The sequence below is a fragment of the Geodermatophilus telluris genome, assembly GCF_900102745.1.
In the GTDB taxonomy this organism is placed as follows: Bacteria; Actinomycetota; Actinomycetes; order Mycobacteriales; family Geodermatophilaceae; genus Geodermatophilus; species Geodermatophilus telluris.
On the sequence record NZ_FMZF01000006.1, the window covers coordinates 218475 to 232153 of the forward strand.

Annotated in this window: 13 protein-coding genes; 10 read left to right on the plus strand and 3 right to left on the minus strand. The window is 74.6% G+C overall.

The window, feature by feature from the left end; all coding sequences use genetic code 11:
* Positions 1-87: 87 nt before the first annotated feature.
* Positions 88-480 carry a tautomerase family protein gene (locus BLQ97_RS18935; RefSeq protein ID WP_091367650.1) on the minus strand — a complete coding sequence of 131 codons (393 nt, stop codon included), beginning with the start codon at positions 478-480 and terminating at the stop codon, positions 88-90.
* 197 nt (positions 481-677) lie between these two features.
* Positions 678-1415 (minus strand): GntR family transcriptional regulator, encoded by a 738-nt coding sequence (locus tag BLQ97_RS18940; protein ID WP_091367652.1) that lies wholly within the window; start codon positions 1413-1415, stop codon positions 678-680.
* Between the two features lie 214 nt (positions 1416-1629).
* Here BLQ97_RS18940 and iolC point away from each other — a divergent pair, with 214 nt between their 5' ends.
* The 9 genes from iolC (at position 1630) to BLQ97_RS18985 (ending at position 11774) form a co-directional block, all read left to right on the plus strand.
* A complete protein-coding gene (gene iolC, locus BLQ97_RS18945; protein WP_217637271.1) occupies positions 1630-2610 on the plus strand; it encodes a 5-dehydro-2-deoxygluconokinase in 981 nt (326 codons plus the stop codon).
* Complete coding sequence (locus BLQ97_RS18950; RefSeq protein WP_217637272.1) at positions 2603-3529, plus strand: class I fructose-bisphosphate aldolase; 927 nt, start codon at positions 2603-2605, stop codon at positions 3527-3529. The genes iolC and BLQ97_RS18950 overlap by 8 nt, the downstream gene beginning before the upstream one ends.
* A 4-nt stretch (positions 3530-3533) precedes the next feature.
* Positions 3534-4484, plus strand: a complete 951-nt coding sequence (gene iolB, locus BLQ97_RS18955) for a 5-deoxy-glucuronate isomerase (protein ID WP_245692458.1) — start codon at positions 3534-3536, stop codon at positions 4482-4484.
* Positions 4481-6418: a 3D-(3,5/4)-trihydroxycyclohexane-1,2-dione acylhydrolase (decyclizing) gene (iolD, locus tag BLQ97_RS18960; RefSeq protein ID WP_091367654.1), complete on the plus strand. Its 1938-nt coding sequence runs from the start codon at positions 4481-4483 to the stop codon at positions 6416-6418. Before iolB ends, iolD begins: the two co-directional genes overlap by 4 nt.
* A 23-nt stretch (positions 6419-6441) precedes the next feature.
* On the plus strand, positions 6442-7398 hold the full coding sequence (locus BLQ97_RS18965) for a sugar phosphate isomerase/epimerase family protein (RefSeq protein ID WP_091367656.1): 957 nt from the start codon (positions 6442-6444) through the stop codon (positions 7396-7398).
* Positions 7395-8462, plus strand: a complete 1068-nt coding sequence (locus BLQ97_RS18970) for a Gfo/Idh/MocA family protein (RefSeq protein ID WP_245692461.1) — start codon at positions 7395-7397, stop codon at positions 8460-8462. The genes BLQ97_RS18965 and BLQ97_RS18970 overlap by 4 nt, the downstream gene beginning before the upstream one ends.
* Positions 8459-9334 (plus strand): sugar phosphate isomerase/epimerase family protein, encoded by an 876-nt coding sequence (locus tag BLQ97_RS18975; RefSeq protein ID WP_091367658.1) that lies wholly within the window; start codon positions 8459-8461, stop codon positions 9332-9334. The genes BLQ97_RS18970 and BLQ97_RS18975 overlap by 4 nt, the downstream gene beginning before the upstream one ends.
* A gap of 9 nt (positions 9335-9343) precedes the next feature.
* On the plus strand, positions 9344-10837 hold the full coding sequence (locus BLQ97_RS18980; protein ID WP_091367660.1) for a CoA-acylating methylmalonate-semialdehyde dehydrogenase: 1494 nt from the start codon (positions 9344-9346) through the stop codon (positions 10835-10837).
* Positions 10838-10919: 82 nt separating this feature from the next.
* Positions 10920-11774, plus strand: a complete 855-nt coding sequence (locus BLQ97_RS18985) for a mycofactocin-coupled SDR family oxidoreductase (protein ID WP_091367662.1) — start codon at positions 10920-10922, stop codon at positions 11772-11774.
* Between the two features lie 7 nt (positions 11775-11781).
* Here the strand turns inward: BLQ97_RS18985 and BLQ97_RS18990 are convergent, their stop codons facing one another.
* Positions 11782-12303 carry an Lrp/AsnC family transcriptional regulator gene (locus BLQ97_RS18990; RefSeq protein ID WP_091367664.1) on the minus strand — a complete coding sequence of 174 codons (522 nt, stop codon included), beginning with the start codon at positions 12301-12303 and terminating at the stop codon, positions 11782-11784.
* Positions 12304-12459: 156 nt separating this feature from the next.
* Here BLQ97_RS18990 and hppD point away from each other — a divergent pair, with 156 nt between their 5' ends.
* Positions 12460-13665: a 4-hydroxyphenylpyruvate dioxygenase gene (hppD, locus tag BLQ97_RS18995; RefSeq protein ID WP_091367666.1), complete on the plus strand. Its 1206-nt coding sequence runs from the start codon at positions 12460-12462 to the stop codon at positions 13663-13665.
* Positions 13666-13679 lie beyond the last annotated feature (14 nt).

Below are 13679 nucleotides of genomic sequence, written 5' to 3' on the forward strand. Positions count from 1 at the left end.
GCCGCCGGGGAGGACCGGGTGCCGTGCGGTCACGTCGTGCCTCCTCGGGTGCGGGGGTGGGTGGGGCGCCGGGGTTCCGGGCGCGGGTCAGAGGTCGCCGTCGAGGAACTGCGCGCGGCCGAGTCCGAAGGACCAGTCGGCGCGGGTGTTGCCGACGACGGACACGACGAGGTCGCCCGGGGGCAGCCCGGTGGCCTCCCCGAGGCGGGCGCACAGCCCGGCGTAGAGGGCGCGCTTCTGCTCGTCCGAGCGCCCCTGCTGGACGACCTGCAGCACGACCAGGTCGTCGGTGCGCTCGATGCCCAGGCCGGTGTCCTCGCAGATCAGCTGCCCGGGCCGGTGCTCGGTGAGCACCTGGTAGCGGTCGCCGGGCGGTGCGGCGAAGACGTCGAGCAGGACCTCCTGCACGGTGTCGGCCAGCAGGCGGAGCTGCTCGGGGGTGCGCCGTCCCTCGACGACGTCGATGCGGACCAGGGGCACGGGGCCTCCCTCGACGTGGGGTCGGCCGGCGTGACGCCGGCCACACGCTGAGGGACTATGTCAGGACATTAGGACTTTGTGAAGCCCCATTCGGCAGATCCCGCGCCCGGTCCGTCGGGACACGCCGGGAGGCGGGGCGGGCAGGCGGGCACTCCCCGTGCCGGAGGGCGCGGGGCGCGGGGGTCGGCGGGGTGCCGTCAGCGGCCGACGAGCGTCGTCTCGAAGTCGTAGCGCGAGGCGCGGTAGACGTGCCGGCCGTGCTCGACCGCGACGCCCTTGTCGTCGAAGGCGGTGCGCTGCATGGTCAGCAGCGCCGAGCGCGGCGGCTCGTCGAGCAGCCGCGCCTCGTCGGCGCGGGCCAGCCGGGCGCCGATGCGCTGGTGCGCCACGCGCAGGTGCACCCCCTGGCCGCGCAGGTACTGGTAGAGCCCGCGCTCGCCGAGCTCGGCCGGCGTCGGGTCGAAGCGCCCGGGCAGGTAGTTGGTCAGCACGGCCAGCGGCTCGCCGCGGGTCCGGCGCAGCCGGCGCAGGGTGACGACCTCCTCCCCCGCGGCCAGGTCCAGCTCCGCGGCGACGTCGGCCGGCGCGGGCACCCGCTCCAGGGAGAGCACCTCGGTCGTGGGCGCCTCGCCGCCGCGCGCCAGGTCGTCGTAGAGGCTGGTCAGCTCGACCGAGCGGCGCACGTGCGGCGCGATCACCTGGGTGCCCACGCCGCGCTTGCGGACGAGCAGCCCCTTGTCGACGAGCTCCTGGACGGCGCGGCGCACGGTGGGCCGCGACAGCCCGTAGGACTGGGCGAGCAGGATCTCGTTCTCCAGCTTCGACCCCGCGGGCAGGCTGCCGTCGGTGATCGCCCGCTCGAGGGCCTGCGACAGCTGGAAGTACAGCGGGGTCGGGCTGGAGCGGTCGATGTCGAAGGTCGGCGTGACGGCCACCTGGTCCTCCTCGTGCGGGCGCCGGCGGAACGGCTCCGGCGGGGGCGCACCCGGATGATCGCACCCGCCGCCGCGCCCCGGCCTCCCCCCGTCGGGGCATCGAGACGTCCCGATGTCCTGCTGTGCTTATGTCCTGACAAAGTCTTGACGCGGCCCTGTGCGGTGGAGCACAGTCCCTGGCACCGCAGGACGACGCACAGGGACGGAGCGCACCGTGCAGAACGCACCCGACGTGGTGGTCATGGGCCGCAGCGGCGTCGACGTCTACCCGCTGCAGGTGGGCGTCGGGCTGGAGGACGTCGAGACCTTCGGCAAGTACCTGGGCGGCAGCGCGGCGAACGTCGCGGTGGCCGCCGCCCGCCTCGGGGAGTCCGTCGCGCTGGTCACCGGGGTCGGCGACGACCCCTTCGGCCGGTTCGTGCGGCGGGCGCTGCGGGAGCTGTCGGTCGACGACCGCTTCGTCGTCGTCGACCCCGAGCACCCGACGCCGGTGACCTTCTGCGAGGTCTTCCCGCCCGACGACTTCCCGCTGTGGTTCTACCGCCGGCCCACCGCCCCCGACCTGCAGGTGCGGCCCGCCGACCTCGACCTCGACGCCGTCCGCGGCGCCCGGCTGTTCTGGGCCACGGTGACCGGCCTGTCCGAGGAGCCCTCCCGCTCGGCGCACCACGCCGCCTGGGCGGCCCGCGGGCGGCAGCGGCACACCGTGCTCGACCTGGACTACCGGCCGGTGTTCTGGTCCTCCCACGACGAGGCCGCGCGGCAGGTGCGGGCGGCGCTGCCGCACGTGACCGTCGCCGTCGGCAACCGCGAGGAGTGCGAGGTCGCCACCGGCGAGACCGACCCCGACCGGGCCGCCGACGCGCTGCTCGACGCGGGGCTCGAGCTCGCCGTGGTCAAGCAGGGCCCCCGCGGCGTCCTCGGCAAGACCCGCACCGAGCGGGTGGTCGTGCCGCCCACGCCGGTCGAGGTGGTCAACGGCCTCGGCGCCGGTGACGCCTTCGGCGGGTCGCTGGTGCACGGCCTGCTCGCCGGCCTGCCGCTGGAGCAGGTGCTGCGCAACGCCAACGCCGCCGGGGCCATCGTCGCCTCGCGCCTGGAGTGCTCGACCGCCATGCCCACCGCCGACGAGGTCGCCGCGCACGTCGCCGCGCACGCCTCCCCCACCCCCCGCCTGGAGAGCACCCGTGCCTGACACCGCCCTGGACCTGCCCGACCTGGGCACGACCGTGCCGCTGTGCGCCACCTACGCCGAGGTCACCGAGCTGCGCAGCCGCCACCCCGAGGCCGTCGCGCGGGCGCTGGCCACCCGCCGGCGGCGCCCCGCCTTCCTCCCCGAGGACGGCCGGCTCATGCTCGTCGCCGCCGACCACCCCGCCCGCGGCGCGCTGGCCGCGCAGGGCCGGCCGACGGCGATGAACAGCCGCACCGACATGCTCGACCGGCTGCGCACGGCGCTGGCCCGGCCCGGCGTCGACGGCCTGCTCGCCACCGCCGACATCGCCGAGGACCTCCTGCTCATGGGCGCGCTGGAGGACAAGGTCGTCGTCGCCTCGATGAACCGCGGCGGCCTGGCCGGCTCGGTCTTCGAGATGGACGACCGGATGACCGCCTACGACGTGCGCGGCGTGGTCGAGGCCCGCTTCGACGCGGCCAAGATGCTCAACCGCTTCGACCTCGACGACCCCGGCACCGTGGTGTCGATGGAGTCGGCCGGCCGGGCGGTCACCGAGCTGGCCCGCGCCGGCGTGGTGGCCATGCTCGAGCCCTTCCTGTCCCGCCGCGTCGACGGCCGGGTGGTCAACGACCTCTCCCCCGACGCGGTCATCCGCAGCGTGCACATCGCCCAGGGCCTGGGCGCCACGTCGGCCTACACCTGGCTCAAGCTCCCGGTGGTCGACGAGATGGCGCGGGTCATGGACGCGACCACGCTGCCCACGCTGCTGCTCGGCGGGGACCCCTCGCGGCACCCGGAGGAGACCTACGCGCAGTGGGGCGACGCGCTGGCGCTGCCCTCCGTGCGCGGCCTGGTGGTCGGCCGCACGCTGCTCTACCCGCCCGGTGACGACGTCGAGGCCGCGGTCGACACCGCCGTCTCCCTCGTCCACGGGTGACGCCGTGACCGCCACCGTGCCCGCACCCGACACCCGCGCCCTGCACCTGCCCGCCGGCAGCGCCGCCGCCGGCGACTACGCCCTCGAGGTCACCCCCGAGTCCGCCGGCTGGGCCCACTCCGGCCTGCGCGTGCTGGAGCTCGCCCCCGGCGGGCGGCACACCCTGGCCACCGGCGAGGACGAGGTGCTCGTCGTGCCGCTGTCCGGCGGGCTGCGCGTGTCCTGCGACGGGCAGGACCTGGAGCTGACCGGCCGGCCGGACGTCTTCGCCGGCCCCACCGACTTCGCCTACCTGCCCCGCGAGGCCACCGCGGAACTCGCCAGCGAGCACGGGGGCCGGTTCGCCCTCTGCAGCGCCCGCGCCCGCCGGCGGCTGCCGGTCCGGTACGGCCCCGCGGCCGGCGTGCCGGTCGAGCTGCGCGGCGCCGGCGCCTGCAGCCGGCAGGTGAACAACTTCGCCACCGCCGGCGTGTTCGAGGCCGACGCGATCATCGCCTGCGAGGTGGTCACGCCCGGCGGCAACTGGTCGAGCTACCCGCCGCACAAGCACGACGAGACCAGCGACGTGGAGAGCGAGCTCGAGGAGGTCTACTACTTCGAGGTCGCCCCCGGCCCGCAGGGGCAGCCCGGCCTGGCCTACCACCGCGTCTACGGCACCCCCGAGCGGCCGATCGACGTGCTCGCCGAGGTCCGCGACCGCGACGTCGTCCTCGTCCCGCACGGCTGGCACGGGCCCTCGATCGCCGCGCCCGGGCACGACCTCTACTACCTCAACGTCATGGCCGGCCCCGGCCCGGAGCGGGCCTGGCGCATCGTCGACGACCCCGAGCACGCCTGGGTGCGCGAGAGCTGGGCGCAGCAGGACGTCGACCCGCGGCTGCCCCTGCACTCCCCCGCCCGAGCCGCCACCCCTCCCCCCGCCCGACCCGAGCAGAACGGAGCGACCCGACCGTGAGCGCGCCGTCCCACCCCCCGGCCGAGACCGAGACCGTCCGGCTGACCGTCGCCCAGGCGGTCGTGCGGTTCCTCGCCCAGCAGCACACCGAGCGCGACGGGCAGCGGCAGCGGCTGTTCGCCGGCTGCCTGGGCATCTTCGGTCACGGCAACGTCGCCGGCCTCGGCCAGGCGCTGCTGCAGGCCGAGCTCGACGAGCCCGGCGCGCTGCCCTACGTGCTCGGCCGCAACGAGCAGGCCATGGTGCACACCGCCGTCGCCTACGCCCGCGCCAAGGACCGGCTGCAGACCTGGGCGATCTCCACCAGCGTCGGGCCCGGCTCCACCAACACGCTCACCGGCGCGGCGCTGGCCACCATCAACCGGCTGCCGGTGCTGCTGCTGCCCGCCGACACCTTCGCCACCCGCTCGGCCGGCTCGCTGCTGCAGGAGCTGGAGCTGCCCGCCTCCGGCGACGTCACCGTCAACGACGCCTTCCGCCCGGTGTCGCGCTACTTCGACCGCGTCTGGCGGCCCGAGCAGCTGCCCGGCGCGCTGCTGGGCGCCATGCGGGTGCTCACCGACCCGGCCGAGACCGGCGCGGTCACCCTCTGCTTCCCGCAGGACGTGCAGGCCGAGGCCTTCGACTGGCCGGTGGAGCTGTTCGCCGAGCGCACCTGGCACGTCGGCCGCCCGCTGCCCGAGCGCGCCGCGCTGGCCCGCGCCGTCGAGGCCATCCGCTCGGCCCGGCGGCCGCTGGTCGTGGCCGGCGGGGGCGTCGTCTACTCCCACGCCACCGAGGCCCTCGACGCGTTCGCCACCGCCACCGGCGTGCCGGTCGCCCAGACCCAGGCCGGCAAGGGCGCGCTGCCCTTCGACCACCCGCAGTCGGTCGGCGCCATCGGCTCCACCGGCACGACGGCGGCCAACGCCCTGGCCCGCGAGGCCGACGTCGTCATCGGCATCGGCACCCGCTACCAGGACTTCACCACCGCCTCCCGCACCGCCTTCAGCGACCCCGGCGTGCGCTTCGTCAACGTCAACGTCGCCTCCCCCGACGTGGTCAAGCACGCCGGCATCGCGGTGCAGGCCGACGCCCGCGAGGCGCTCACCGCGCTGACCGACGCGCTGGCCGGCTGGTCGGTCGACGACGCGTACCGGACCCGCACCGCCGAGCTCGCCGCCGCGTGGGAGGCCACCGTCGAGGCCGCCTACCACCCGCCGGTGCCCAGCGCCGGCGAGGGCGGCCGGCTCACCCAGAACGAGGTCATCGGCCTGGTCAACGAGGTGTCGGCGCCCCGCGACGTGGTCGTCTGCGCCGCGGGCTCCATGCCCGGCGACCTGCACAAGATGTGGCGGGTCCGCGACCCGAAGGGCTACCACGTCGAGTACGGGTACTCGTGCATGGGCTACGAGATCCCCGGCGGCATCGGCATCCGGATGGCCGCCCCCGACCGCGACGTGTTCGTCATGATCGGCGACGGCTCCTACCTGATGATGCCGACCGAGCTGGTCACCGCCGTCCAGGAGGGCGTCAAGATCGTCGTCGTCCTGGTGCAGAACCACGGCTTCGCCTCGATCGGCGCGCTGTCCGAGCAGCTCGGCTCCCAGCGCTTCGGCACCCGCTACCGCGCCCGCGCCGCCAACGGCCGCCTCGAGGGCGACGTGCTGCCGGTCGACCTCGCCGCCAACGCCGCCAGCCTCGGCGTCGACGTCCTCACCGCCCAGGACGGCCCGAGCCTGGAGGCCGCCCTGCGCAAGGCCAAGGCCAGTGACCGCACCACCGTCGTCCACGTCGAGACCGACCCGCTGGTCGACGCCCCCTCCAGCGAGTCGTGGTGGGACGTGCCGGTCAGCGCGGTGTCCACGCTCGAGAGCACGCAGCAGGCCCGCGGGGTCTACGAGCAGTGGAAGGCCCGCCAGCACCCCTACCTGACGCCGTCCGAGCGTTCCTGAGCACCCTCCGAGGAGAGGCAGACATGACCGTGCAGCAGCCCGGAGGCGCCCGGATCCGCGTCGGGTCCGCGCCCGACTCGTGGGGCGTCTGGTTCCCCGACGACCCCCAGCAGGTGCCCTGGCCGCGCTTCCTCGACGAGGTCAGCGCCGCCGGCTACGAGTGGATCGAGCTCGGCCCCCACGGCTACCTGCCCACCGACCCCGCCCGGCTCGCCGACGAGCTGGCCGCCCGCGGCCTGCGCGTCTCGGCCGGCACCGTGTTCGAGCACCTGCACCGACCCGACTCCTGGGACGACGTGTGGCGGCAGGTCGGCGACGTGGCGACGCTCACCGCCGCGATGGGCGGCACCCACGTCGTCGTCATCCCCGACGTCTGGCGCGACCACAAGACCGGCGAGGCCATCGAGCCGCGCGAGCTCACCGCCGAGGCCTGGGCGCGGCTGGCCGCCGGCGTCGACCGGCTCGGCCGCGCGGTGCAGGAGGAGTTCGGCCTGTCCATCGCCTTCCACCCGCACGCCGACAGCCACGTCGGCCGCCAGCCCGACATCGAGCGCTTCCTCGCCGAGACCGACCCGGCGTACGTGCCGCTGTGCCTGGACACCGGGCACGTCAGCTACTACGGCGGGGACAACCTCGACCTCGTCCGCCGCTACCCCGAGCGGATCGGCTACCTGCACCTCAAGCAGGTCGACCCGGCCGTGCTCGAGCGGGTGCACGCCGAGGACGTCCCCTTCCCCCAGGCCGTGCAGCTCGGCGCCATGATCGAACCGCCGCACGGCGTGCCCGACCTGCCGCCGCTGCTGGCCGAGGTCGAGCGGCTGGGCCTGGACGTGTTCGCCATCGTCGAGCACGACCTCTACCCCTGCCCGCCCGACGTGCCGCTGCCCATCGCGCAGCGCACCCACCGGCTCATCGGCTCCTGCGGACTGCCCTCGCTGCAGCTCGGCCGGCCCCGCACCCCCGCGGCGGAGCAGGCGTGACCGCCGCCGAGGTGCTGCCCGCCGCCGCGGCCGCCGGGCCGGACACCGCCGACCTGCGCGTCGCCGTGCTCGGCGTCGGCCTGATGGGCGCCGACCACGTCGCCCGGCTCTCCCGCCGGGTGTCCGGGGCCCGGGTGACCGTGGTCAGCGACGCCGCCACCGACCGCGCCGACCAGGTCGCCGCCGAGGTGCCCGGCTGCCGGGTGGTGCCCGACCCGCTGGCCGCGATCGCCGACCCCGAGGTCGACGCCGTCGTCGTCGCCAGCCCCGGCCGCTTCCACGAGGAGCAGGTGCTCGCCTGCATCGAGCGCGGCACCCCGGTGCTGTGCGAGAAGCCGCTGACCATGGACGCCGACAGCTCGCTGGCCGTCGTCCGCGCCGAGGACGCGCACACCGCGCGCACCGGGCGCCGGCTGGTGCAGGTCGGCTTCATGCGCCGCTTCGACCCCGAGTACGCCGCGCTGCGCGAGCTGGTCGCCTCCGGCGGCCTCGGCGAGCCGCTGCTGGTGCACTGCGCGCACCGCAACCCCGCGGTGCCCGCCGGCGTCACCACCGAGTCGGTCGTCAACGACTCCGTGGTGCACGAGGTCGACGTCGCCCGGTTCCTGCTCGGCGAGGAGATCGCCGCGGTCACCGTGCTGCGCCCCCGGTCCACCCGGCGCGCCGCCGAGGGCCTGTCCGACCCGCTGGTGGTGCTCCTCGAGACCACCGGCGGCCGGCTGGTCGACGTCGAGTGCTTCGTCAGCACCGGCCTGGCCTACGAGGTGCGCACCGAGGTCGTCGGCGAGGACGGCAGCGCGCTGATCGGCCTGGACGCCGGCCTGGTCCGGCAGCAGGCCGGGCCGGGCGGCGCCGTGCGCGGCACCGCGGTCACCCCCGGCTTCCGCGAGCGGTTCGGCCGCGCCTACGACGTCGAGGTGCAGCGTTGGGTGGACGCCGCCCGACGCGGCGGCATCGACGGCCCCGGCGCGTGGGACGGCTACGCCGCCCAGGCGGTCTGCGCCGCGGGCGTGGAGGCGCTGCGCACCGGCCGGCGCACCGAGGTCCGGATGGAGGAGCGATGAGGATCGCGCTGGACCCGCAGATGCTGCGGACGACGCCCCTGCTGGAGCTGCCCGACGAGGTGGCCCGGATGGGCTACGGGTGGATCGAGCTCTCGCCCCGCGAGGACCTGGTCCCCTTCTTCAAGCACCCCCGCATCGACACCGCCACCGTCCGGGCGTTCAAGTCCCGGCTGGCCGACGCCGGCGTCGGGATCACCTCGGTGCTGCCGGTCATGCGCTGGTCGGGGCCCGGTGAGGTGGAGCGGCAGGCGGCCGTGCGCTACTGGCGGCGCGCCATCGAGATCTGCGTCGAGCTCGGCGTGGACACGATGAACAGCGAGTTCAACGGCCGGCCCGAGGCCCCCGAGCTCGCCGAGGCGATGTTCTGGCGCTCGATGGAGGAGCTGCTGCCGGTGTTCGAGCGCGAGGGGATCCGGCTCGCGCTCGAGCCGCACCCAGACGACTTCATCGAGCTCGGCCACCCGGCGGTCGACATGGTCCGGGGCATCGACAGCCCGGGCGTGTCCTTCCTCTACTGCCTGCCGCACACGTTCCACCAGGGCGACGACGCACCGGGGGTCATCGCCCACGCCGGCGACCTGCTCACCCACGTGCACGTGGCCGACTCGATGGACCACCGCGCCTCCGACGGGCTGCGGTACATCACCAACCCGCCGGGCAACACCACCCGTGTGCACCAGCACATGGAGATCGGCCGGGGCGACGTCGACTTCGACGAGGCCTTCGCCGCCCTGGCCGGCATCGGCTTCGACGGCGTCCTGACCACCTGTGTCTTCGGCTGGGACGACCAGGCCCGCGAGTCCGGCACCCGGATGCTGCAGGCCATCCGCGAGCTGGTCACCAAGCACTTCCCCGACACCACCGTCTCCTGAGGAGCGAGCATGCCCACCGCCATCCCGCACTGGATCGACGGCGCCCGCCGCGAGGGCACCAGCGGCCGCACCGGCGAGGTCACCGACTCCGCGACCGGCGAGGTCACCGGCGAGGTCGCGCTGGCCAGCGTCGAGGAGGTCGACGCGGCCGTCGCCGCCGCGACGGCCGCCTTCCCCGCCTGGCGCGACACCTCCCTGGCCAAGCGCACCGCGGTGCTCTTCCGGTTCCGCGAGCTGCTCAACGCCCGCAAGCCCGAGCTCGCCGCGATCATCACCGCCGAGCACGGCAAGGTCCTCGACGACGCCCTCGGCGAGGTCTCCCGCGGCCAGGAGGTCGTCGAGTACGCCTGCGGCGTGCCCTCGCTGGTCCGCGGCGGGTTCACCGAGAACGCCTCGACCAACGTCGACGTGCACTCGATCCGCCAGCCGCTCGGTCCGGTGGCGGTCATCAGCCCGTTCAACTTCCCGGCGATGGTCCCGATGTGGTTCTTCCCCGTCGCGATCGCCACCGGCAACACCGTCGTCCTCAAGCCCAGCGAGCAGGACCCCTCCGCGGCGCTCTGGATGGCCGAGCTGTGGAAGGAGGCCGGGCTGCCCGACGGCGTGTTCAACGTCGCCCAGGGCGACAAGGTCGCCGTCGACCGGCTGCTGGAGCACCCCGACGTGAAGGCGGTGTCCTTCGTCGGGTCCACCGCGATCGCGCGCTACGTCTACGAGACCGGCACCCGGCACGGCAAGCGGGTGCAGGCCCTGGGCGGGGCGAAGAACCACATGGTCGTGCTGCCCGACGCCGACCTCGACCTCGCCGCCGACCAGGCGGTCAACTCCGGGTTCGGCTCGGCCGGCGAGCGGTGCATGGCCATCAGCGCGGTGCTCGCCGTCGGCGGGATCGGTGACGACCTGGTCGCCCGCATCGCCGAGCGCACCCGCACCCTGCGCACCGGCGACGGTCGCAAGGGCTGCGACATGGGGCCGCTGATCAGCGCCAAGCACCGCGACCGGGTCGCCTCCTACGTCGAGGCCGGCGAGCAGCAGGGCGCCAAGGTCGTCGTCGACGGCCGGCAGGTGACCCCCGACGGCGGCGAGGACGGCTTCTGGCTCGGCCCCACGCTGGTCGACCACGTCGAGCCGCACATGAGCGTCTACACCGACGAGATCTTCGGCCCGGTGCTGTCGGTGCTGCGGGTGGACACCTACGAGCACGCCGTCGAGCTGATCAACGGCAACGAGTACGGCAACGGCACGGCCATCTTCACCAACGACGGCGGCGCCGCCCGGCGCTTCCAGCACGAGGTGGAGGTCGGGATGATCGGGATCAACGTGCCCATCCCGGTGCCGATGGCCTACTACTCCTTCGGCGGGTGGAAGAACAGCCTCTTCGGCGACTCCCACGCCCACGGCGCCGAGGGCGTGCACTTCTACACCCGGGGCAAGGTCGTCACCTCCCGCTGGCTCGACCCCAGCCACGGCGGCCTCAACCTCGGCTTCCCGCAGAACACCTGACGCCCGGCCGGCGCCGGTGGGGACCCGTCCCCGCCGGCGCCGGCCGCCCTCCCGCACCCACCGACACACGAGGACCGAGGACATGGCCCAGACAGCGTTCGACCCCAACCGCTTCGCCGGGAGGGTCGCCTTCATCAGCGGCGCCGGGCGGGGCCAGGGCCGGCAGTTCGCCGTCGACCTCGCGAAGGAGGGCGCTGACATCGTCGGCTTCGACGTCTGCGAGGACATCCCCGGCGCCAGCACGCCGATGGCCACCAAGGCCGACCTCGAGGAGACCCGCGCCCTCGTGGAGGCCACCGGCCGGCGGATGGTCGCCGAGCGCGCCGACGTCCGCGACTACGCCGCCGTCGAGGCGGTGCTGCAGAAGGGCCTGGCCGCGTTCGGCCGGGTCGACGTCGTGGTGGCCAACGCCGGCATCTGCTGCGGCGCCGGGCCGTTCTGGGAGATCGGCCTGCAGGAGTGGAAGGACACCGTCGACACCGACCTCACCGGCGTCTGGCACACCGTCCGCGCCGCCACCCCCGCGATGATCGAGGGCGGCCGCGGCGGCGCGATCGTCATGATCGCCTCGGCCGGCGCGACGAAGGGCTTCCCGAACATCACCCACTACGTCGCGGCCAAGACCGCGCTGGTGGGGATGCTCAAGCCGATGGCCGCCGAGCTCGGCCCGCACTCCATCCGGGTCAACGCGCTCTCCCCCACCAACGTCAACACGGCCATCTACATGACCGAGACGAACAAGCGGCTCTTCCTCCCCGACAACCCGAACCCCACCGACGAGGAGTACGAGATCGCCTCCCGGCCCCAGCACGTGCTGCCCATCGGCTGGATGGAGACCCGGGACACCTCGGCCGCGCTGCGCTACCTCGCCTCCGACGACGCCCGCTACGTCACCGGGCTGGAGCTGCGGGTCGACGCCGGGGTGGTGCTGCGCTGAACCGGCCCTACCGGCCGGGGTCCGCCGGCCGATAGGGCGAGCGGCCCGACCCGCGGGCCGCCTCGGAGGCGAGCAGGGGCAGCGTCCGCCACGCCACGAGCTCCGAGAGCACCACCACGCTGGTGGAGCGGACCACCGCCGCGGACCGGTTGAGGTCGACCAGGATCTGCTGCAGCGCCTCGTGCGATCGCGCAGCCACCCGGCACAGCACGTCGCCGCTGCCGGTGGTGGCGTGCGCCTCCAGCACGCCGGGGATGGCCTCGAGGTCGCGGCGGACGGCGTCGATGGCGCCCTGCGCGATCTCCAGGGTGACGAAGGCCTGCACGCCGAAGCCCGCCGCGGCGACGTCGACGTCGGGGCCGTGGCCGGTGACCACGCCCGCCTCCTCCAGGCGCGCCAGCCGGGCGGTCACCGTCGCGCGGGCCACGCCGGTGCGCCGGGACAGCTCCAGGTCGCCGGCGCGGGGGTGCTCCCGCAGCGCGGTGAGCAGGGCGACGTCCAGCGCGTCGAGCGGCCGACCCGGGGTCACGGTGCCTCCAGCTGTGCTCGTTGCCCACCCTGCGCCGGGTGCAGCTGTGCCATCTGAGCACACCGGGCAGTCCCAGCGGCACCGGTTGCCCAGCCCGGGTGACCGGGTGTGCGCTGCCCCCCGACGCTGCCGGACCGCGCCCGACGGGAGACGACGATGAGCCTCGACCAGGTGCTCAACGACGAGGAGCGGCTGGCCCGCCTCGACCTCGACCAGCTCAGGCAGCTCGTGGGGCTGGTCGAGCACGACGACTCCGCCGACCCGTTCCCGGTGTCGGGCTGGGACGCGCTGGTCTGGGTGGTGGGCAACGCGCTGCAGACGGCGCACTTCCTGCAGTCGGCGTTCGGCATGGAGCTGGTGGCCTACTCCGGCCCGGAGACCGGCAACCGCGACCACCACGCCTACGTGCTGCGCTCGGGGGCGGCCCGGTTCGTCGTCCAGGGCGCCTACGACCCCGCCAGCCCGCTGGCCGACCACCACCGCGCGCACGGCGACGGCATCGCCGACATCGCGCTGGCCGTGCCCGACGTCGACCGCTGCGTCGCGCACGCCCGGGCGCAGGGCGCCACCGTGCTGGAGGAGCCGCACGACCTCACCGACGAGCACGGCACCGTGCGGCGCGCGGCGATCGCCGCCTACGGCGACACCCGGCACGGCCTGGTCGACCGGTCCCGCTACACCGGCCCGTACCTGCCCGGCTTCGTCGCGCGGACGTCGTCCTTCGTGCCCCGCCCGGGCCGGCCGCAGCGGCTGTTCCAGGCCGTCGACCACGTCGTCGGCAACGTCGAGCTCGGCGCGATGGACGCCTGGGTGGACTTCTACAACCGGGTCATGGGGTTCACCAACATGGCCGAGTTCATCGGCGAGGACATCGCCACCGACTACTCGGCGCTGATGAGCAAGGTGGTGGCCAACGGCAACCACCGGGTGAAGTTCCCGCTCAACGAGCCCGCGCCCGGGAAGAAGCGCTCGCAGATCGACGAGTACCTGGAGTTCCACCGCGGTCCGGGCGCCCAGCACGTCGCGCTGGCCACCGGCGACATCCTGGCCACCGTCGACGCGATGCGCGCCGAGGGCGTGGACTTCCTCTCCACCCCCGACTCCTACTACTCCGACCCCGAGCTGCGGGCCCGCATCGGCGAGGTGCGGGTGCCGATCGAGGAGCTGCAGGCCCGCGGGATCCTGGTCGACCGCGACGAGGACGGCTACCTGCTGCAGATCTTCACCAAGCCCACCGGCGACCGCCCCACGGTGTTCTTCGAGCTCATCGAGCGGCACGGCTCGCTCGGCTTCGGCAAGGGCAACTTCAAGGCGCTGTTCGAGGCGATCGAGCGCGAGCAGGCCCGGCGCGGCAACTTCTGACCCGGCGCCCGCCG

What these genes read in the sequence shown, in the direction of transcription:
- BLQ97_RS18965 (WP_091367656.1), top strand. Translation starts at nt 6,442, where the DNA reads ATGACCGTGCAGCAGCCCGGAGGCGCCCGGATCCGCGTCGGGTCCGCG.
- hppD (WP_091367666.1), top strand. Translation starts at nt 12,460, where the DNA reads ATGAGCCTCGACCAGGTGCTCAACGACGAGGAGCGGCTGGCCCGCCTC.
- BLQ97_RS18975 (WP_091367658.1), top strand. Translation starts at nt 8,459, where the DNA reads ATGAGGATCGCGCTGGACCCGCAGATGCTGCGGACGACGCCCCTGCTG.
- BLQ97_RS18980 (WP_091367660.1), top strand. Translation starts at nt 9,344, where the DNA reads ATGCCCACCGCCATCCCGCACTGGATCGACGGCGCCCGCCGCGAGGGC.
- BLQ97_RS18985 (WP_091367662.1), top strand. Translation starts at nt 10,920, where the DNA reads ATGGCCCAGACAGCGTTCGACCCCAACCGCTTCGCCGGGAGGGTCGCC.